Source organism: Hufsiella ginkgonis (genome assembly GCF_009834915.1).
Taxonomy (GTDB): domain Bacteria; phylum Bacteroidota; class Bacteroidia; order Sphingobacteriales; family Sphingobacteriaceae; genus Hufsiella; species Hufsiella ginkgonis.
On sequence record NZ_WVHS01000001.1, the window covers coordinates 260,396 to 281,554 of the forward strand.

17 protein-coding genes and 1 pseudogene are annotated in these 21,159 nt (G+C 51.1%); 11 read left to right on the forward strand and 7 right to left on the reverse strand.

Annotated features, from left to right (window positions below; all coding sequences use genetic code 11):
- Positions 1-14: 14 nt before the first annotated feature.
- Positions 15-1,538, forward strand: coding sequence for a GH3 auxin-responsive promoter family protein (locus tag GS398_RS01055; RefSeq protein ID WP_160904902.1), 1,524 nt, complete (start codon positions 15-17; stop codon positions 1,536-1,538).
- Here the strand turns inward: GS398_RS01055 and GS398_RS01060 are convergent.
- The 4 genes from GS398_RS01060 to trxA all read right to left on the reverse strand — a co-directional run bounded on the left by GS398_RS01060 (position 1,535) and on the right by trxA (position 5,911).
- A complete protein-coding gene (locus GS398_RS01060) occupies positions 1,535-3,004 on the reverse strand; it encodes a M28 family peptidase (RefSeq protein ID WP_160904903.1) in 1,470 nt (489 codons plus the stop codon). The genes GS398_RS01055 and GS398_RS01060 overlap by 4 nt on opposite strands.
- An 82-nt stretch (positions 3,005-3,086) precedes the next feature.
- Positions 3,087-4,130, reverse strand: a complete 1,044-nt coding sequence (locus GS398_RS01065) for a TerC family protein (protein WP_160904904.1) — start codon at positions 4,128-4,130, stop codon at positions 3,087-3,089.
- A 246-nt stretch (positions 4,131-4,376) separates the two neighbouring features.
- Positions 4,377-5,348, reverse strand: a complete 972-nt coding sequence (locus tag GS398_RS01070) for a polyprenyl synthetase family protein (protein WP_160904905.1) — start codon at positions 5,346-5,348, stop codon at positions 4,377-4,379.
- Between the two features lie 266 nt (positions 5,349-5,614).
- Complete coding sequence (gene trxA / locus GS398_RS01075; RefSeq protein ID WP_160904906.1) at positions 5,615-5,911, reverse strand: thioredoxin; 297 nt, start codon at positions 5,909-5,911, stop codon at positions 5,615-5,617.
- A 207-nt stretch (positions 5,912-6,118) separates the two neighbouring features.
- Here trxA and GS398_RS01080 point away from each other — a divergent pair, with 207 nt between their 5' ends.
- Both GS398_RS01080 and GS398_RS01085 read left to right on the forward strand, forming a co-directional pair.
- A complete protein-coding gene (locus GS398_RS01080) occupies positions 6,119-6,721 on the forward strand; it encodes a serine hydrolase domain-containing protein (protein ID WP_160904907.1) in 603 nt (200 codons plus the stop codon).
- On the forward strand, positions 6,696-7,145 hold the full coding sequence (locus tag GS398_RS01085; protein WP_160904908.1) for a serine hydrolase domain-containing protein: 450 nt from the start codon (positions 6,696-6,698) through the stop codon (positions 7,143-7,145). The genes GS398_RS01080 and GS398_RS01085 overlap by 26 nt, the downstream gene beginning before the upstream one ends.
- 78 nt (positions 7,146-7,223) lie before the next feature.
- Here the strand turns inward: GS398_RS01085 and GS398_RS01090 are convergent, their stop codons facing one another.
- Positions 7,224-9,659 carry a glycoside hydrolase family 2 TIM barrel-domain containing protein gene (locus GS398_RS01090; RefSeq protein WP_160904909.1) on the reverse strand — a complete coding sequence of 812 codons (2,436 nt, stop codon included), beginning with the start codon at positions 9,657-9,659 and terminating at the stop codon, positions 7,224-7,226.
- 363 nt (positions 9,660-10,022) lie between these two features.
- Between GS398_RS01090 and GS398_RS01095 the strand changes: the two genes are divergently transcribed.
- The 7 genes from GS398_RS01095 to GS398_RS01125 all read left to right on the forward strand — a co-directional run bounded on the left by GS398_RS01095 (position 10,023) and on the right by GS398_RS01125 (position 20,044).
- On the forward strand, positions 10,023-11,999 hold the full coding sequence (locus GS398_RS01095; protein ID WP_160904910.1) for an FAD-dependent oxidoreductase: 1,977 nt from the start codon (positions 10,023-10,025) through the stop codon (positions 11,997-11,999).
- A 26-nt stretch (positions 12,000-12,025) separates the two neighbouring features.
- Positions 12,026-13,825 carry a thiamine pyrophosphate-binding protein gene (locus GS398_RS01100; RefSeq protein ID WP_160904911.1) on the forward strand — a complete coding sequence of 600 codons (1,800 nt, stop codon included), beginning with the start codon at positions 12,026-12,028 and terminating at the stop codon, positions 13,823-13,825.
- A gap of 33 nt (positions 13,826-13,858) precedes the next feature.
- Positions 13,859-14,974 (forward strand): heme-binding protein, encoded by a 1,116-nt coding sequence (locus tag GS398_RS01105; protein WP_160904912.1) that lies wholly within the window; start codon positions 13,859-13,861, stop codon positions 14,972-14,974.
- Between the two features lie 100 nt (positions 14,975-15,074).
- Positions 15,075-17,354, forward strand: coding sequence for a ferritin-like domain-containing protein (locus GS398_RS01110; protein WP_160904913.1), 2,280 nt, complete (start codon positions 15,075-15,077; stop codon positions 17,352-17,354).
- Positions 17,355-17,359: 5 nt separating this feature from the next.
- Positions 17,360-18,283 (forward strand): MNIO family bufferin maturase, encoded by a 924-nt coding sequence (bufB, locus tag GS398_RS01115; RefSeq protein ID WP_160904914.1) that lies wholly within the window; start codon positions 17,360-17,362, stop codon positions 18,281-18,283.
- Entirely contained in the window at positions 18,276-19,130 is an 855-nt protein-coding gene (locus tag GS398_RS01120; RefSeq protein WP_160904915.1) for an HvfC/BufC N-terminal domain-containing protein, read from the forward strand. Before bufB ends, GS398_RS01120 begins: the two co-directional genes overlap by 8 nt.
- Positions 19,131-19,216: 86 nt before the next feature.
- Positions 19,217-20,044, forward strand: a complete 828-nt coding sequence (locus GS398_RS01125) for a glycoside hydrolase family 25 protein (RefSeq protein ID WP_369410197.1) — start codon at positions 19,217-19,219, stop codon at positions 20,042-20,044.
- Between the two features lie 150 nt (positions 20,045-20,194).
- Here the strand turns inward: GS398_RS01125 and GS398_RS22775 are convergent, their stop codons facing one another.
- Both GS398_RS22775 and GS398_RS22780 read right to left on the reverse strand, forming a co-directional pair.
- Positions 20,195-20,407 carry a PDDEXK nuclease domain-containing protein gene (locus GS398_RS22775; protein WP_202405914.1) on the reverse strand — a complete coding sequence of 71 codons (213 nt, stop codon included), beginning with the start codon at positions 20,405-20,407 and terminating at the stop codon, positions 20,195-20,197.
- Positions 20,370-20,582 (reverse strand): annotated as a pseudogene (locus GS398_RS22780) (hypothetical protein); the annotation flags it as partial. The pseudogene GS398_RS22780 and the gene GS398_RS22775, both read right to left, overlap by 38 nt.
- Before the next feature lie 360 nt (positions 20,583-20,942).
- Between GS398_RS22780 and GS398_RS01135 the strand changes: the two are divergent.
- A complete protein-coding gene (locus GS398_RS01135; protein WP_160904916.1) occupies positions 20,943-21,134 on the forward strand; it encodes a hypothetical protein in 192 nt (63 codons plus the stop codon).
- Positions 21,135-21,159: the final 25 nt, after the last annotated feature.

A 21,159-nucleotide genomic window follows, 5' to 3' on the forward strand; every position in this document is an offset into this window, starting at 1 on the left:
GTTACCGTCTTCCTATGACTATCGTCAATTCGATTTTTTCCTGGATCATGAAAAAGCGCATTCACCAGATCGAGCTTTTCATGAAATACCCGCATGATGTACAGGAGGAATGGTTCCAGAAACTGATCTCGTCTGCACAACATACCGAATGGGGCCGCAAATACAAGTACGAAGATATTTACACCCAAAAGCAATTTAAGGAAAGGGTCCCCGTGCAGAACTACGATACGCTGAAGCCCTATATCCAGCGAATGCTGAACGGGGAGCAGAACATTCTATGGCCCTCGGAAGTGAAATGGTACGCCAAATCGTCGGGAACCACCAGCGACCGGAGCAAGTTCATACCTGTTACCGACGAATCGATCGAAGAATGTCACTTTAAAGGGGGCAAGGACCTGTTATCGATCTATTGTAACAACCGGCCGGATACGAAGATGTTTACCGGGAAATGCCTGGTACTGGGTGGCAGTCACCAGGTGAACCAGCTGAACTCTGAGTCGTATTATGGCGATCTTTCGGCCGTGATCATTAAGAATCTTCCCTTCTGGGCCGAAATGATCCGCACGCCGGCGCCCTCGATCTCCCTGATGGAAAACTTCGAGGAAAAGATCGAGAAGATGGTGCATGCCACGAAAGATGTAAACGTGACCAACATGTCGGGCGTGCCCACCTGGAACCTCGTGCTGGCGAAGCGTATCCTGGAAGTTACCGGCAAGAGCAACCTGCTGGAGGTATGGCCCAACCTGGAACTGTATTCGCACGGCGCCGTGAACTTTAAGCCTTACCGGGAACAGTTCAGGAAACTGATCCCGTCCGGCGATATGTATTACCTGGAAACCTATAATGCCTCCGAAGGTTTTTTTGGGATCCAGGACCAGTCCAACTCAGAAGAGATGCTGCTGATGCTGGATTACGGGGTATTTTATGAGTTCATACCGATGGACCAGATCGACAAAGAATATCCCGAGACGTTGAGCCTCAGCGAAGCGGAGCTTGATAAAAACTACGCGATCGTGATCTCCACGAATGCCGGTTTATGGCGTTACATGATAGGCGATACGATCAGGTTCACTTCACTTTCGCCATTCAGGATCCAGATCACGGGACGCACCAAACATTTTATTAACGCCTTCGGCGAAGAGGTGATCATTGACAATGCAGAGAAGGCCTTAACACAGGCTTGTCGCGAAACCGGCGCCATTATCCGCGATTATACCGCCTGCCCCGTATATTTTAACGACAGCGAAGTAGGCGCACACGAATGGATCATCGAGTTTGAACAACACCCCAACAGCCTCGACAAGTTTAACGATGTACTGGACCGGAAACTACGGGAGATCAACTCAGATTACGACGCCAAAAGATTCAAAGACCTCGCCCTGCGGAGGCCCGTTATACACGCCGCTCCCGACTACACTTTCTACAAGTGGATGAAAACCAGGGGAAAACTCGGAGGACAGAATAAAGTTCCCAGGCTCTCTAACGAACGCTCGTATGTTGACGAGATACTGGCAATGATGGGAGAGGAAAGGGGTTAGTCCTTCCACCTCCATTCCCCTTCCAGCACCAGTGGCTCCTTCAGGTTATGCGACAATAAGAACTCTTTCGTTTCCTCATCATTCAGCTTTTTGGCGGTGATCACATCGGTATCTGCTATGCCATAAATAAGCATACTTACAAAGCGTACCGTGTTGCGCATGCCTTGCTGGTTGTTAATGAGGCTCAGTACATCGCAGTCTGCATGGTAGCACCCTGCCGGCCCGTTGCCGGCCCCGGGTCCTCTTCCACCGCCGCCGCCGCCTGTGGGCACACCCTGCAGCATAAAGGGCTGGTTATCGCTATGCAGGCCGGCGCCCGTAGAGAACCCGTTTTTAAACGTGGTATCGATACTCGCCGCGATGCTGCCTACAGACTGGAACAGGTCTTTAGACTCAGGCGCGCTGGAGGAGAAGTTCCGCACATCGCCGGTCATATCGAAATTAAGCATGTAGCGCAGGTTATCGATCGACTTATCGGCTATTGCCGCATTTACGTAAGCCCGCGAGCCCAGTAAGCCTTGCTCTTCTCCCATGAACATAACGAACTCTACGGTACGTTTAGGAGCCAGTTTTAGCTTCTTAAAGGTACGGGCCATGTCCAACACAGAGAAAGATCCGATGCCGTTGTCGATCGCGCCCGTGGCAAGGTCCCAGCTATCCAGGTGACCGCCGATTACGATCTTTTCGTTCGGGATGCCGCTCCCTTTGATGGTAGCCACTACGTTGCGTGCTTTTATCGGGCCGGAAAAATTCGTCATATTAATGCGGCTGTAAAGCTTGCCTGTTTTAAGCTGCTCTTTTAGCTTCATGCCGTCTTCCTTGCCGATACACACGGCAGGGATAGGGATCAGCTTTCCCGTTACCGAGGCCGTGCCGGTAAGCAGGGTACCGCCATCCACCGTATTTATTACGATGATGCCTTTGGCGCCATATTTTATCGCGATCGCGGTTTTCTCCGAACGGTGCAGCGAGCGCCCGGTGGTGCCTGGTAAAATGCCAAGGTACACGAGCGCGAACTTATCCTTTACCAGTGCGGGATTTGCCTGGTAATCAACCTCCAGCCCGTTGCCCATATCCACCACTTCCAACGTAAGATCAACCTTAACCGGCGAGTGCGCCAGCGACACCGACTTCACCGGCTGCAATGCGCCTGCGGTGCTTCCAACGCTTACGGCAAGTGTTCCGCGACTCCAGCTTTCTACGGTAAACGGCTGGTATTTTACATCAGTAAATCCATAGGATTTTAACAGGTTGAAGGCATATTCTTCCGCTTTGGCGCCATTTTTAGAGCCGGTTAGCCGGTGACCGATGGTTTCCGTAGCCTCTTTCAGGGTGGCATATGCCTGTGAATGCTGCTGGACTTCGGTGTTGATGGATTCGAAAACCTTCCGCCATTGCGGATTTTGCTGCGCTGCAGCGGTAAAACCGGTAAGGGCGACTAACGACGTGAGGAAAAACTTATTCATACGCATGGGATTGATTGCGGGAAAATAGGCATTTTCAGCTGTAAGATTTGCAACAATTGCGTTAATCCCTTAGCAGCTAAGTTCACGTACGCTTTTTGGGGAAAACCAGGGAGGCTACGATACTCACCGTCAGGATCAACACAATAACTACGAGCGAGTGCATAGTAGTAAACCCCCACCTTTCGAGCCAATGATGGCCTAACATTTTGATCCCTATAAATACCAGCAGGAAAGCAAGCCCTGTTTTAAGGTAATGGAACTTGTGAATGATGTTCACCAGGAGAAAAAACATAGACCGCAGTCCCAAAATCGCGAAGATATTGGAGAAGAATACGATGTAAGGGTCTTTGGTTACGGAGAAGATCGCCGGAATAGAGTCTACGGCAAATACGAGGTCGGTAAATTCCACGATCAGCAGCACGATGAACAATGGCGTTACGAATCGCTGTCCCTTTACCCGCAGGAAAAACCGGTTGCCATGAAAGTCCGGGAGTACCCGGAAGTTACGGGCTGCAAATTTCACCACTTTATGGTTCTCGGTATCGATCTTTTCCTCCTGGTCGCGCTTAATGAACATCATGATCCCGGTGTATACCAGGAAAGCACCGAACAGGTAAATGATCCACCCGAAACGCCCGATGAGCGTTGCACCTACGAAAATGAACAGGAAACGCATGATGAGCGCCCCGATGATACCCCAGAACAGCACCCGGTGATAATAACGCTCTTCAACCTTAAACGAGCTGAAAATGAGCACCATCACGAAGATATTATCTACAGACAGCGCATATTCTACGAGATATCCCGTTAAAAACTCGAGGCCAAGGTTTTGTTGATAGGTTTTAATACTTTCGGGAAAGTTCCCCGGCGAGAGCGTGATGTTGTGCAGGTGCTTTTTGGTGATCTCAACCAGCGAAGCGTAATCGGCAATGCCATGCAGCTCGCGGCCTTCGGTGATCAGTATCACGTAAAAGACCATGGCAAAACAAACCCAAACGGCGCTCATTACCGATGCCTGTTTAAGGCTTACCACGTGGTCTTTTTTGTTAAAAACGCCCAGGTCAATGGCCAGCATCAGCACGATGAACAACAGGAAACCGCCAAAAAAAAGGATTTCGTTAGGCATCTATTTATTTGGTCATGTGTTTATATGAATGAGAAGCTGCCGGGTGGTGTGCCAGGCTCACAAGATAATGATAAATCGTGTTAGTTCCTTCGGCAAGCTCAGGATGACACGCCAACGGGTGACTCCTTGGCAGGCTCAGGATGGCACGCTTCCGTGAATTGCGGCCAAACCGGGTTAACTCCTTATCATGTTAGCTTATCATCCGGGCTTGCCGAAGCGTATCACAGTAACAAATATATAATTACCCTATTTATTCCGTTCTGTGGTAAACCGCACGAGCTGTTCCAGTCCGGTACGGGCTTCGTGGTCGGGAAACGATTTCAGGATATCGAACGCTTCTTCCTGGAACCGGTGCATTTGCATCTCGGCATAAGCCATGCCGCCGGTGTTGCGCACAAAGTGAATCACTTCCGATACTTTTTCAGGCTCCTCGTTATGATTTTTCACAAGGTTAATAATGCGGTGCTTTTCGCTCCGCGATACCTTGTTGAGCGAATAGATGAGCGGAAGAGTAATCTTCTTCTCCTTGATATCGATGCCGAGCGGTTTGCCCACGTCATCGGTTCCGAAGTCGAACAGGTCGTCCTTGATCTGGAAAGCGATGCCGATCTTTTCGCCGAACAGGCGCATACGCTCGATGGTGCCCGCATCGGTACCCGAAGACGCCGCGCCGCAAGCACAGCAGGAGGCAATGAGGGAAGCCGTTTTGCGGCGGATCACCTCGTAGTAAACTCCTTCGTCGGTATCTACCTTACGCGCTTTTTCCATCTGGAGCAACTCCCCCTCGCTCATTTGCTGTACCGCATCATTTACGATGCTTAACAGGTTGAGGTCGTTATTATTGATGGACAGGTGCATCCCACGGGCGAGCAAAAAATCGCCGACCAATACCGCGATCTTATTTTTCCAGAGCGCGTTGATGGAGAAAAAGCCGCGGCGCTCGAAAGAATTATCCACCACATCGTCATGCACCAGCGAGGCGGTATGCAGCAACTCCACCAATACCGCGCCGCGATAAGTGGCTTCTGTAATGCCGCCGCAAAGACTTGCCGAAAAGAACACGAACATGGGCCGCATCTGCTTCCCCTTTCGTTTTACGATGTAGTGCGTAACGCGGTCGAGCAGCGGGACCGAACTCTGCATGGAAGCTTTGAACTTTTCTTCAAACACATTCAGTTCTCGTTCTATGGGTCTTTTAATCTCGTCGAGGTTCGGCATCCGCTGAATTTATTCCAGTAATTTTAAGTTGCAAACATAGTTAAAAAGCGATAAATCGCGCCCAAACGCTGAACACTAACAACAAGCGGAGGTAACAGGCCGTTATCGTAGCCGGTAACGGCAAAAAACAACAAAGAACGGTCTTCTTAAAAGATCGTTCTTGTTATTTAATTGACCGGCGGCTACCGGGGGTGAGGTCAATAAGCCTGGAAGCTTTATACTTTTACCTTTCAGCGACCGTCTCCCTTCGAAGCAGGATCGATCCGCTACATATAGTTATTGATCACCGTCTCCAGCTGACCGGCAGGCACCACGCCCGATTGGCGCCACCTTGCTTCCCCGTCTTTAAACAGGATCAGCGTAGGCACGCCCTGTACCCGGAACGCGGCTGCAGCCTGCGGATTTTTGTCGATATCCACCTTCACGATAGTGGCTTTATCACCTACCGAATGTTTTACCTGGTCGAGGATGGGCGCCATCGCCTTGCAAGGACCGCACCAGGTAGCGAAAAAATCGACCAGCACGGGTTTACCGGAATTTATGAGGTCTTTGAAATTGGCCATAATACATGGGTTTAAGGGATAACAAATTTAAGGAAAAGAGGTTTCTGCCGGGGCCACGTTCGCGCTATTGCGAGGGTGTAGAAATTATTACCTCGCGTCGAATATTTTTTATAAGTTGTGTCGCCCCATATCGTTAAGATGATCGACTCCATAACAAACTACGCACGCAATCCGGGTGACGCATATCTAAACAAAACGCTCCTGTTTATGTGGATCGCGCTACTCTTTCCTTTCACGGCATCGGCGCAAAGTTCATTTGAATCGATAACCAGGGCGGTAAAGGCAGGCGATTATCAGAATATCCACAGTATACTTATCCAAAAGCAAGGGAAAAATGTGTACGAGCGATACTTTAACGGTTATACCCGGGATTCCCTTCACGACACGCGTTCAGCGTTCAAATCTGTTACCAGTTTGCTGGTTGGTATCGCCGTTGACAAAGGGCTTATATCCAATATTGATCAACCTGTGTATCAGTTCTTCCCGGAAAACAAGGCGTTCGCAGCGGATCCACTGAAGCGACAGATCAGGATCAAAGATCTGCTGGAAATGCGGGCAGGGTTTGACTGCGAAGAGTGGAACGACGGCAAAGATTGCGAATCGGAGATGGAACAACAGCGTGACTGGGTAAAGTTCTCACTGTCACTGCCGATGAAACATAAGCCGGGTACGGTTTGGGCATACACGTCGTGTGATCCGATGATCCTCAGCGGCGTAATCGAAAAAGCAAGCGGCATGTCAGTAATGGATTTTGCCGGCAAATATCTTTTTACCCCCCCTGGGGATGGCGCGATACCGCTGGACAATTGACCCGGCGGGGCACGGCATGACGGCTGGTTCCTTCTTTATGCGTCCTGCTGATATGGCAAAGATAGGTCAGCTGGTACTAAACGGCGGGGTCTGGAACGGCAAGCGGATCATTTCAAAAAAATGGCTGGATAAATCAACGAAATGCGACATCCCAATACAGGATGCTTCCTTTATGAAAACCAGCCAATCAAACGCAGGCATCCCGCAGCCTACGTACTATGGCTTTTACTGGTATCGCGAAGTGATAAAGACTTCATCAGGGTCATATCCTGTTATACTGGCATCCGGCAATGGCGGCCAATACATCATGATCCTCGAATCACTCGATATGGTGGTTGTGTTTACACAGGGGAATTACAGAAGCTGGAAGGCAAAACAGGCTTTTGACATGATGGCCAGGTATATCGTACAGGCGGGTAAATAATTCTTTCCCCGGGGGGACATGAAATGGGATAAATTGTCGGATCTCCCAAGAAATTCAAAGCTTTATCTGGCAGGTAACCTATTTCACCTGCAGAACGATCAGTTGCTCCGCCAGCCCTGGTGAAGTTAACCCCACCCGCACCGTTCCAGCCGCACCCGTCGCCTGTACATAAGCCAGCAACTTCCCGTGCCAGGCCTTCCGCTTTGGTGATTGATAATCTTCATGACTTACAGGGTTCGCACTTTCCAGGCCGAGCAATTTCGCCGGGCCTTCTACGGTGACTGTGATTTCGTTTTGGCCGCTGAAAACCGGCAACCCGTCTTTATCCACGAGCCCGATCTCTATATGCGCCAATCCTTTCGCGGCAGCACTGAGCGTTTTACGGTCGGCTGAAGTCTGTATACCGTAAACATCGCCGCTGGTTTTTAAGGTATGTGAACCGGCGACCTTGCCTTCTTTAAACCCCTTTATCGTAAGCTCCCCCGGCTGATAAACGGCGCTCCAGGTGATCACACCCTCGATGGCTTCCGCCGATGACTTACGTCCCAGCGATCTCCCGTTCAGGAAAAGCTCTGTTTCGGTTAAATTGGTAAACGCGCTTACCCTGACGGTATCGCCGGCTTTGTAGTTCCAGGTGGGGAAGATCGCCCTTTTACTGGTGCTTGCCGCGGCCCTCCCGGGTGGCATGGAAGTGCCGATCACAACCACCGGCTTTTCCGACCATAGGCTTTGACGGAAGTAGTACTCCGCTTTCGGGAAGCCCGCGAGGTCGATCAAACCAGCCTGGTTGCTCCGTACGGGCCAGCGTCCGGCTTCGCCGAGGTAATCGATCCCTGTCCAGAGAAACTGCCCGGCGATATAATCGTTATCGGTAACTGCTTTCCAGGCGCTAAAGCCCATGCCGTTCTCGCTGCCATAAATTACCCGTTCAGGGTATTGCTTATGATCACCGGGGTACCGGTATTCCTGGTAATTATAGCCGGCGATGTCCATCATCTGGGGAGCGCCCACCGCGTTAGACATTACCACACCTGCGAAAGCCGCGGTAACGGGGCGCGTGCGGTCATATTTTTTAACCACCGCTACGAGCTGCCCGGCGATCTCCTTGATCCTGCTTGCCGGCGGGTAAGCTGGCTGGTAGCCCTTCCCAAAGATCTGGGGGTTGGGGCCGTCACCGTTAAGTACCTCGTGGCTGTACGGGTCGTTCGGGTAGTCCACCTCGTTGCCGATGCTCCACAAAATAATCGACGGGTGGTTATAGTTACGCTTCACCATGTCGGCCAGGTCGCGTTCCGCCCATTCCTTAAAGTAAGTATGATACCCGTCTTTTCCCGGTGTGCCCACGTTCCAGCCTTCTATCCATTTGTTTTTGCCGAATTCCCATTCATCGAACGCTTCATCCATCACCAGGAAACCAAGACTGTCCATAAGGTCGTAAAGGTAATCGGCATGGGGATTATGGCTGAGGCGGATGGCATTACAACCGCCGTCTTTCAGGATCTTTAACCGGCGTTCCCATACCTCCGGAGGCACCGCAACGCCTAATGCACCGGCATCATCGTGGATGCAAACGCCTTTGAGCTTCATGCTCGTTCCGTTCAGCGAGAAGCCTTTATCGGCCTCAAATTTGTACGACCTGATGCCTACCTGGTGCTTCACCTCATCTGTTTTCTTCCCGTTAACCACCAGCGAAACCGCCAGTTCATACAGCGCAGGCTGGTCTACCGACCATAAAACCGGATCGGCTACGCTGAAGGATAAGGAAGCGCTTCCGCGCGATGCGGCATCGAGCTTAATTACACGCGATGTGCCCGCGGCGCCCTTTTTTCCCGAGAGCTTTGCCCATACACTAACGGATTTCGCTGCCGCGGATTGGTTCAGCACGGCCACATCGACGTTTACGAGCGCACTTTTCTCAGATACCTGCGGCGTGCTGAATTTTACCCCCCACTGCTCGATATGAACCGGGTCAGCGGCAACCAGGTACACGTTGCGATAAATCCCTGAACCGGTGTACCAGCGGGAATCGGCAAAATCCGTATGGTCGGCTTTTACCGCGACGGTGTTTTTCCCGCTATTGAGGTACCTGGTGATCTCGTACCGGAAAGACGCAAAACCGCTGGGACGCTTCCCGAGGAAATTGCCGTTGACCCACACCTCGCTATTTTTGTACACGCCATCAAAATACAGGAAAATTTTCTTCCCCGTCATATCGTGCGGCAGCGTAAAAGTTTTGCGGTACCAGCCGATGCCGCCCGGCAGGAACCCGGTACCGCTTGCCCATTTCGAATCGAACGGGCCTTCGATGCTCCAGTCGTGGGGCAGGTCCACCGTCTGCCAACCGCTATCGTTAAAGGCCGCGGCCTGCGCGTTTACTGCCTCTCCCTTATGGAATTTCCAGTTATCGTTAAATAAACGGGTTGTCCCGCCATGCTGGGCCGGGGCGGCAAATGCGGCCAATAACAGCATCACAGTAAAAAAACACCTGGTATAATTCATGTTGTGTACGTTCATACTAAACGAAAAGGTAATCGGTCGTCGTAAATCTCGTCATTCAGGCTGATTTTCCGTCGCCGGCGATGTAACATGCATGCTATTTTACATAACCGGAAAGCCGGTAAGCGCTGCGAACCAGTCCGAAAATCCATTGTCACAACAAATCAGGTCATTGTTGACTCCATAAAATATTTGTTTATTTTTTTGAAATTTCATAGTAATTAAACAATCTAATATTTATCTTAGACAGCCCGGTAATCAAGAGTTTGAACTAAACCGAAATATTTTGATTTATCATAGCTGCTCCACTTCGCTCTCCTTCCGGCTGTTGCAACCAATTATAACTAGTCATACTTTTTTTCCTAAACCTCAATCGCTTTTATGTCACATTTTACTTCTCTTCAATTAAAATCTGCGGGGGCAACGATTCCCGCCTATGTAAGTACACTTATTGTGGGGGCGGGCATGTCGGGCCTTTACAGTGCCTGGCGCATCCTTGACAACGACCCGCAGGCCGACCTGGTTATCCTCGAACAGTCAGGCCGTACCGGCGGACGCCTGGATTCCGACCTGATCGAGTTCAGCGACGGCGAAACAGTGAAGGAAGAAGAAGGCGGGATGCGCTTCACCTTCGATTCCATGGATAACCTGATGGCCCTTTTTATGATCCTGGATATCGATGGCGACATCGTTCCCTTCCCAATGAGCACCGGTGGCAACAACCGCCTGTGTTTCCGCGGTGCGAGTTTTAACAACACCATCTCTGCGGAAAATAATTACGCCATCTGGAAAGAGCTATACAACCTGGCGCCAAGCGAGCAAGGTATCAATCCTACTTCCATTATCGACACGGTTTTTAACCGCATCCTGGCAGCCAACCCGCAGTTTACCGACCGGCCCAAAGTGCGCACACCCGAATTCTGGCAAAAGTTCAGGTTGGAATGTAAATGGAACGGCGTAGGGCTCATCAATTGGACACTGTGGAACCTGTACACCGAAATGGGTTATTCTAAAGAATGCATCAACATGCTTTATGGACTGGCGGGCTTTAACGGCACCTTCCTGTCGACCATGAATGCCGGCGAAGCTTACCAGCTGCTCGAAGATTTCCCGGCGGATCCTGATTTTAAAACGCTGAAAGAGGGATTCAGTACACTGCCTAACGCGCTGGTGAAGCAGATCGAAAAGGACGGTAAAGGACGTATTTTCCTGGACACCATGGTAGCCAGTATCGACGAATACGCACAAGATGGCTATGTGGTCTCCTATCGTTATCAAACCAGCGACAACACCCTCGAAGAAGGGAGAATAAAAGCCGGCCGGGTCATTCTGGGTATCCCGCGCCTGCCGCTCGAAAAATTGTTCAACCGCTCTAACGCCCTCAATAAGCTGCCGTTAAAAGACGCTGAATACCTTTGGGATACCCTTCAAACCACCACCAACCAGGCGTTGCTTAAAATCAACCTTTACTTCGACCACGCGTGGTGGGGCACCAATCTTACCGGTCAGCCATCGGTGGGTTACGGGCCAAATTTTTCAGACCTGCCTACCGGGGCCGTATACCCATTTTATGCGATAGACGAACCTACCATCGCCTCGCTGGAATACGAGAAATTTATGCAGCAAGCTAAGAAACCTATTCCCGAACATTTGCGCAGTAAATTAGAAAATATCGCCAATTCCAAATTCAACAAACCAGCCGCACTTACTATCTACTGCGATTACCTGAACATCAATTTCTGGAAAGCATTGCAGAATAACGGCGCAATGTTTACCTCGCCTATGCAGGAAGAGTTTAACCAACAGGTGCCGCAAAAGGTATTTGCCGCCAGCGAAGCCGTGGTAGAGGCCGCCATCGGCTTTTTCAAACAACTGTTTAATACCAATTACATCCCGACGCCGGTACTTACCAGCGCACGTATCTGGGAAGGTTCCAGCCTGTTTAACCTGAAACCCAGCGAGCAGTTTGATTACGGTGTGCACCAGTGGGGATTAAATGCGGATGATAAAACGGTGATGGCCTACCTGGCCGAGCCGATGCCTAACCTGCATATTTGCGGCGAAGCTTATTCTGATTACCAGGGATGGGTAGAAGGCGCCCTGCGCTCCGCCAACCTGGTACTGGAAAAAGCTTTCGGCCTTAAGCCTGTTAACGAGGTCTACCAGCAGGAGCACGGCCAGACCCCCACCGAAGCGGTTACCCTGAGCTATGCCAACTATGCCGGGGCGCTGATCAAAGAATACATCGATCCCGATTTTAACCTCCCTGCCGATACAGGGCAACTGGTGGCCGCTGAAAGTAAGAAAGAAAGCCCGCTGTTCGGCATCAACCTCACCTATTTTGACCAACCCGAATAATCACCCGCCAGCAGCTTATCATCCATATGATCAATTCAACACAAATGACGGTTGCCCTGTACCTGAAGCAGCGTCTGGAGCAGCTCGGCCTCGACCGCATGTTCGGTGTGGCCGGTAACTATACCGCGCCCTTACTTAATACCATCCTGGAGGATAAAACCTCGCCCATTACTATTTCGCGCAATGTAAACGAAATGTGCGCGGGGTATGCCGCCGACGGCTACGCCAGGTTAAAAGGCCTCAGCGCGCTGCATGTAACGTACAGCGTCGGTGCTTTTAGTTTATTAAATACCATTGCCGGTTCGTATACCGAGCAAGTGTCGCTCATCCTCATCAACGGGGCGCCTACCAATAAAGAGGATGCCGTAGAACGATACGCCGGCCTGATGTACGCGCATACCACCGGCGATATGGTCCCAGATATCGAACTGTTCAGGTCGATAACGGTAGGTGCCGAACGCATCACCAACGCGGTGCAGGCTTGTTTCCAGATAGATTCCGTGCTCACCGCCATGCTTACCTATAAACGACCCGTTTATATAGAAGTAACCGAAGACGTATGGCGCGCGCCGTGCAACCCGCCACAAGGCACGTTAAGCTCGGGTGCGGGTGCCATTATCACTGCCAGCGTAACCAACCAGGCCGTAACGGCTACCATGCAGCTTTTACAGCAATGTAACGAACTGATATTGTGGGCCGGCATAGAGCTGCAGCGCTTCGGCCTGGAAAATAGCTTTTTACAATTGCTGGAAACCATTAACGACACCTACGGCATCAGCAATGACCAGCCGGTACATTTCGTGACCTCCCCGCTCAGCAAATCAGTTATTTCAGAGAACCATGCATGGTTTGAGGGCTGCGTGACCTTAACGCAAAGCGAGATCCAATCGCTTGTTGGCACCGGGGGCTGCGTGATCGGCCTGGGCGCCTGGACCACCGGTAAAGACACCGGCAACCAGAACATCAGGAGCAGCAATACCATTTTTGCCGCGCATGACGGTGTTTGGGTAGGTGCCGTGTTTTATCCCCTGGTAACCCTGGAATCCTATATGGGGGCACTTCGCGTTGCGTTTATCAATGCCGTCCCCGGCAATACCGCTCAGCTAAAAGGCTTGCGGCTTACCAGTCCCAAACTGCTGCTGCAAAAATCGGTGCATGCGGCGACCGACCTGAACTACGACAGTTTTTTCAGTACGCTCCAGGACTGGATCACCGAACAGCATACCCTGGTGGTCGATGCCGGTTTCCCGCTGGTGGGCGCACAAGGTGTAAAAGTACCCGCGCGGGACGGCTTCGTAGCCCAGGCATCATGGTTGGCCATCGGCTATTCCGTGGCGGCAGCTACCGGGGTTAAACTGGCCCAGCCCGATCAGCGGATAGCGGTAGTGATGGGCGACGGCGCTTTCCATGAAACCTGCCAGGCAGTGGCCGATCATTATGCCTACGGGCAAAACAACGTGGTGTTTGTACTGGTAAACGGCATTTATGGCATCGAGCAGGAAATTGTTAACCCTAACGTATTCAGAACGCAGCCGGTTAACTACCCTGACCGGCAGCTGGACAGCGTTTACCCTTATAACATATTGCCCTCATGGCAATACAGCAAAATAACCGACGCTTTTGGCGGCGAGGGCAGAAAAGCCACTACCGTAGCCGAACTGCAGCAAATTATGCAGGAGATTGATCGGCGGACGGACATCAACTTCGTGGTGGAAGTGACCATCCCGCAAACCGCAGTGCCTGCGGCCATCGCCAGGGCGATAGGTACTGCTGTAGGTGAAGACGAAATCGAAAATCCCGCCTGGCCGCCCGTGGGCGTCTATTAACCACTAATTTTTATTAACCTAATATTAATCACAATGACAGAAAACTTAGACCGTTTTGGCATGGGCGCACGTTTTGTGCCTGCCGACAAATTATCAGAAGCTAATCTGGGACCGCTGCAGCAACTGGTAGGCGAATGGGAAACCGTTGGAAACTTAACCTTTACCGAAAAAGATGAATCTGGCGCCGAGGTAACTAAACCCGTAGCCGCCGGTTGGAATACGATCTCGGTACCTGGCGGCGGCGGCTTCATATTTGAGGTAATCCCTTACAAAGAGAACCTCAAATTTTCTGCGGTAGCCGTACAGGCGGGCAACAGGGGGCCGGTGATCAACGGTACACAGTTTGACCAGGAGATCTTCGGCCTGTTCTATGAGCAGCAGGTTATCAGCGTTTGTAACACCACTGAATGCGTTAGTATGGGTTTCGGCGCCGGCAAGGTGATCCATGCGGAAACCGGCTTGTTCCTTTATATTACCAATTATAACGGCAATTTTACTATTGCCCGTTTAGGCACTGTACCACATGGCAACGCATTACTGGCTTTGGGTAAGTCGTTCGATGTAGCCGACCCCGTTTTCGAGCCGATCAGCACCCTACCGACGCTTATCGGCGGAGGCCAGGTTTCCCGGTTGGGCTATAACGAACAAATCACTCTTTATAAAAATTTTAAAGAGTTCGACAAGGTTAATCCAAACAGTTTCCTGGAAACAAGCCTGGCGCAGGTGCTTGGCCAGGATAAACTGACCGGGGTAACGGTGCTTGATATGGCTACCAACCACGCCGACGCTACCGGCGGCATCCTGAACATTCCGTTCATCCAGAGCAACGTTACCGCCACCAACCTGAAGGCAACCTTTTGGCTGGAAACCATCAATAACAGCCCGCAGGCCGATTTCCTCCAATATTCGCAAACCGTTAACCTGGTATTCCCGGCGGTAAATACCATAGACCCGGTTGTATGGCCGCATATTACCATCGCTACCTTAAAACGCATGCCGCCTAAACCAGCGCCCGTACCAAAACAGGCAGAAAATACTAACGACCTGGCGCAGCCCGCCACAGCGCAGCCTGTAAGTCCGGCAGCGGAGCCGGAAGGCAAGGCGTTCAGCGCCGACCTTGATTCAACTCCCGGCGTGCCGCAGCTATAAAAAAAGCGTCATTAGAGGCTCTCCGCATTAAATACGGAGAACCTCTAATGGTTTGCATCGGTACTTTATATCATAACACACTCCTCAAACAACCTGAATTATGTTGCAAGCACAAAAACCGATTACCGACAGGCCGCTTTCCTTCGTGGAAACAGACAAGTCGGCACTTAACGCCATCGCACAGGCGTCGGTAAATGTGGAGCTTTTTACCATCCCGCTTTACATGACCTCCCTTTATTCTATTTACGGCACCCACCAGGTTAACGGCCAGAACGACTTTTACGAGGGCCGTTTGTGGCCTGGTATGTCAACTTCCGTTATCAGGAAAAAAGACCCTGCAGACCCGGACCCGGATGCACGAAAAAACCTCACTCCCTATGATACCCAGGGCAATAAAGAGGCCTTCAACGGCATCTTCAGCGTTTTTATTGCCGAGATGCTGCACCTGCAGCTAGCCTCTAATCTTTGCAATGCCATTGGGGTAAAACCTACCTATACCGGCGCGCCCCTTCAGAATGAAAACTTCGGCTGGGATTGCTATGCGGGTTCTTCTGTCATTCCGCATATTCTCGATTTCCAGGATTGCAAGCCGTGGGAACAGATCAAAGCAGAACGCGAAAAAAAAGGAGACGATAAAAAACACATACCGATTGACTACCGGGCGATAAAAGTAATGCTCGGCCCCGTCGACCAGAACCAGGTAGACCTCTTTTTAGCCATCGAAGAAACCGAAGAGGATGCCCATGAGATATTGATCGATCCGGACAAATACTTCCCGACAGTTCCTTTTGCGAACTGGACGGCGAAAAGCAAAGCCGCAGACCTGCCCATGTTCGGTTCCATCGGCTATATGTACCTCTGCCTGTTCACCTATCTTTCTATTGAATATACCGACGGGCAAACGCTTTGGGACAAGGTATTTAAAGCCAAAAGCCTGCAGCAAGACCTGTTTAATACCGACACCGATACCCATAAACCGGAGTATCCGCTGATGAGCGCCACCATCGACGCCAACGAAGCCGCCGCGGCATTAACACAGGCGATCGACATGATAGACGGAATTACCGACCAGGGCGAAGGCAAGGGCGTGGTACCCGTCATCCGCCAGATTGCCCACCAGATGCTCCTTAACAAAAAAGCAAAATTACAGAACGCGGCAAACAGCGAAACCAACGATCACGGTAAACTGGATGAAGCGATTGCCCGGCTTGCCGCGCTGACGGCTGTAGCGCACCAATACCAGCCGAATGCCGACAACCTCGAAAAAGACTACCCGAGCTACAATGATAAAGGCATACAGCAAAAACAATCAAGGGATGCTTACGCCCGGGTTAGTTTTGGCAGCGTAGATCATTATGCAACCTTCGCCAAGGTAAGGGAGTTGCTGCTGGACGGGCAGATCAAAACCTGGGCCGACTGGCATGCCGATCCACAGAACGTTTGGACAGCCTCGATGCTTAAAACCAAAGACCACGTGGCCGATAAATACCCCATCCCATCAGCACAGGATGTGGCAGGTGCACTTAATAACTTGAAACAGAAAGATCCCGACAAAAATTACCAGATGCTGAGCCACGTGGTGGCCGGCGCCATCAAAGGCGTTACCAGCGTATTGAATGACTACTTCAACAAACCGGGCACCTCGTTCCCTTTCCCGTCTATGAGCGGTTCTGGCGACAGGATGGCACTATGTTGGGCTGTTTTCGGTAAGGCGCCAGCCTTGTCTATCGGTGTAGAGAGCAAGGTATCGGGCTTGCTGTACCACGCCTGCCAGGGCCTCAGCCTGGATCCGAATAACCCGGGCAAACCCAACTCATGCGCGCCGGTGGCCGTTTTCCATACCTGCAAAGGTTCTAATACCTGCGCCGCCGAGGGCGGATGCGGCTTTGTACAGAGCGTACAGGGTGGCGGCAGTTGCGGCGGCGGCGGTTCATCATGTACAAGTTCAGGCAAGCCGTCTCCCAAGGGGATAGCCAGCAAGCACGCCATGCTGAATGCCACTAAAGGCCATGCATTACACGGGGCTGCTCCTAATATCCCCAATCCGTTTACCAAGCCGCGGTCGCCTGCGTATTACAGCGCCCCGTCTGATAATCGCTGCATGTCATATGGCGGCTGCGCAGTACCCATTTCGGCGTCGCAGATCTTCCCTGCGCCTGATTCAACCGATCCTGAACAACCCGGCCAGATGGAGCTCTACAACTTCCTGGGCTCACAGTTTCAGCCTATGCCGGTCAATACCATGAGCTACCAGGCGGGCGACCTGGTGTACGACGTGGCCTGGAACGCGTATATTGCCGTATTGCAGGAACGCAACCGGCCCATACCGCCGAAACCGAAACCCAGCGATATCCGTTTGGCATTTCCTCCTTCTACCTGATCTATATGAGCAACATCCCGAACACCCCGCGCCTTGGCCTGCCAAACCTGGGCCTTGGCGTGGGTTTACGCAGCAAACATTATCAGCACCTGCTTCGTGAGCCTTTGCAGGTAGACTGGTTTGAGATCATTAGTGAGAACTACATCGACGACTATGGCTTTTCCCGCCACGTGCTCGATCATGTGCGGGCCCAGGTACCCGTAGTAATGCACGGCGTATCCCTGTCTATTGGCAGTACGGATCCTTTAAACCTGGATTACCTGGCTAAGCTTAAACAACTGGCGGATGAAATAGAACCAGCCTGGATATCAGACCACCTTTGCTGGACGGGCGTCCTGGGCGCCAACACGCACGACCTGCTGCCCATGCCACTCACCGTAAAAAGCCTGAAGCACGTAACCGAACGTGTGGGGCAGGTGCAGGATATGCTGAAGCGACCGCTTGTGCTCGAAAATCCGTCTACTTATATCGAGTTCAGGAATAACGAGATGGCAGAATGGGAGTTTCTTTCCCAACTGGCAATTACCACGGGTTGCGGCTTGCTGCTGGATGTGAACAATGTTTTTGTATCGGCCCACAACCACGGCTTTGATGCGGAGCAGTATATCAGCCACCTGCCTCATCATCACATTGTGCAAATACATTTGGCGGGCCCTACTGATTATGGTGATTTGCTGGTAGACACGCATGATCAGCCCGTACCGCACCAGGTATGGCAGCTTTACCAGCTGGCGCATCGTTTAACCGGCGGGGTAAGCACGCTACTGGAATGGGACGCCCGTATACCCGACTACCCCGACCTGGTAGCGGAGGTGTTTAAGGCCAGGCTGGTTTGGAACGGCAATATGCCCGCCACGCCGGTAAAGGCGTCGTCACAACCGCCGGTGGCACACCCGCTTAACGTTCTTGCTGCCACGGTTTATGAATGATGAAACACAGATACTGCAATGCTGGCTGGGTGAGATCATCTTAGCCCCCGGCAACCTCGACCAGAAGCTGGAGAGCGTTAGGGCACGCTACCAGGTACATGAACAGCAAGTAGTGGTCGGAAGCAGAGGAATACCGGCCTATTCGCGCCTGCATGTTTACACCTCCGGTTACGTAGCACGTCTTAAAGAATGCCTATCGGCCGATTTCCCGATACTCAAAAAGTTCCTGGGCGACGAGGTTTTTGACCGCTTTGTATCCGCGACGCTTATGTTTAGTCCATCGCGGTCCTATTCGTTATACGACCTGGGCTTAAACTTTCTCAGGTTCCTCGAAAATACCCGTCCCCGGCGTACCGATATGAGCCCGGAGCAACAAGTATTACTTGAGCTTCCACTGGCCATTGCCCGCGTGGAGCGCGCACGCCAGGAGGTGCAACGGGCGCCCGGCACCGAGAAGATACCTCTCCCGCTGATCTCCGCCGCCGACCTGATGTTCCAGGATGCTGGCCTAAAGCTTGTTTTGCCCGCATCGGTGAAGGTCTTTCAGCTTAACTTCACCCTTAAAGATATGCTGGTTAAGCTTCAGAACGACCAGCCTTTTGAGCTCCCCGCCGCGCAAACGAGCTATATGGCCGTAGTCCGCGCAGACTATCGCCTCTACCTGCACGAGCTGGAAGCGTGGCAGTTCCATTTTCTTACCGCTACCGAGCATCACGTTAACTTTTACGAAGCCGCCCGCGACACCGCCGCTAAGGTGCAAAGACCTTCCGGCGAACTGCTGGCTGATCTTTGGATATGGCTATCTATCGCGGTAGCGCAGCGGTTGCTTATCGTTCAGGGATTGTAGCATAAGTACCGGAATTGCCACGAACCGGGGTTAGGTTACGTCATTTCTTCCGGCGACGGCTCAAATCTATCTGGTATATTTATCCCGTGCCCAGGAAAACCTCACGCATCACCAAAAGGAAAAACGGCTTAAAATTTCCGTGGCGCGCCGTATTGATGATCGCGCTGGTGCTGCTGTCGCCCCTCTACTACGGCTATATTCTCAGCTTCTTTAGCGGGACCATCAGTTGGGTAAAAGATATCGGCGAACCCATGCATTACCGTATTTACCGCAGTTTCCAGATCCGCATCCCCACAAAACATACGGTACATGGCATCGATGTTTCTTATGCCCAGGGCCATATCGACTGGAAACGCGTAAGGCAAATGGAAGAAAATAATGTACGTGTCAGCTTTGCTTTTATAAAAGCTACGGAGGGAGTTCTTCTTGTCGACCCGTATTTTAAACGCAACTGGCGCGAGGCGCCAAAAAACGGCATTACCTGCGGCGCCTATCATTTCTTCCGTCCGCAGAAAAACGGGACGTGGCAGGCGCGCTTCTTTATGCAAAATGTGCAATTTGAGAAAGGGGATCTGCCACCGGTAGTAGACGTAGAACGATTGGATGGCGCCACTCCCACAGTCATGCGTAAAGAGCTGCAGCGGTTCTTAACCCACGTAGAGCGCAAAACGGGTGTACGCCCCATAATTTATACCGGGTTGAGTTACTATAAAGATTACCTGGCCGGCCATTTTAACGACTACCCGCTGTGGATAGCGCACTATAACCAGCCCGTTCCCCGCCTCAGCAAGCAGGTAAAGTGGCATTTCTGGCAGCACTCCGAAACTGCCCGCGTAAATGGCATTAACCACGCAGTGGATTTCGACGCGTTTAACGGGGATAGTGTGAAGTTTAGGGAAATGTTGATCAGGTGACAGTTATTGGTTGACGGCTAACAGTTTAATAATGTTAAGATGCTCTCGGGTCTACAGTTACCAAGAGTTCGGCTAAGGGCATATTCCACTACTTGTGAGTCTTTATATTTACATAGCAGTATGCCGATGCCCGGATTCTCTTTATCTTTTTTATGTCCCGATAAGAGCTTCCAGGTAAAAATTAAGTTGACCCAAGTGTTCTGGCTTAAACTTGTCAGCTTTCAACTCGAAAGTTGCAAGACATCGCAAATCACGATGGTAAAACAGAAGATCAATATGGAAGTCGCTGTTCCCTACCTGTACTTTGTATACCTGATTTCCTTCGTTATTCCGGTATTTTGTAGGCGTTTGTAATTGTGTCATCGGTGATAACACAATTTGAAGGTCTTATAAGCTCATAGAATTGCCTCATCCGATACAAACCCATTCTATCAAACCCTTTCAGTTCCGGATGCTTAGCTGAAATGTATAAGGCCAGCTCATCGACGGCTTTATCACCCCAGTTGGCGTTACCTATCCGCGCACTAATGTATTCATCAACATGCCAAAAAGGTTAATTAACTTAGTGTTCACCGTTTTTACCGCATTATTTCTAGCCTTATAATAAGCCCGGCGATCTCCTTGAATTGCTCTTCTTTTATAATATAGATAGCTAGAGTGGTATCTGTCGGGCTCCTTTGGGGCTAGATTTAACGATACCAGCAACCCACATTGCGCCAGCTTGAATAAGGTCATCATTCCTGTTTTTGATTTGACGAAACAATTCCTATTTTAGTCTAAAACTAAAAGATGCCCGTAATCAAAAACAACCTCATACTGACGGCATGAGCGGACAGCTAAATAAACAGCTGGTGATAAAACAATACGGCGACCGTACCGTGGTAACCCATACCCGGATATGAGCAAAGTGAAACTGAGCGACAGACAGATCTCGGCAAACATCGATTTTACGCGGGCTGTAGATTTTGCCCGGCGCGTAAAAGAAAGTCCTGAACTAACTGCCTGGATAATAGCCACTGCAAAAAAGGTCAACTTCTTTACTGTGCGGCAATCGCCTACTTCCGGACGAAAAAAGGGAAAGCTGGACTAGCCCTACCGGGTCCCGCGAGGCTCCG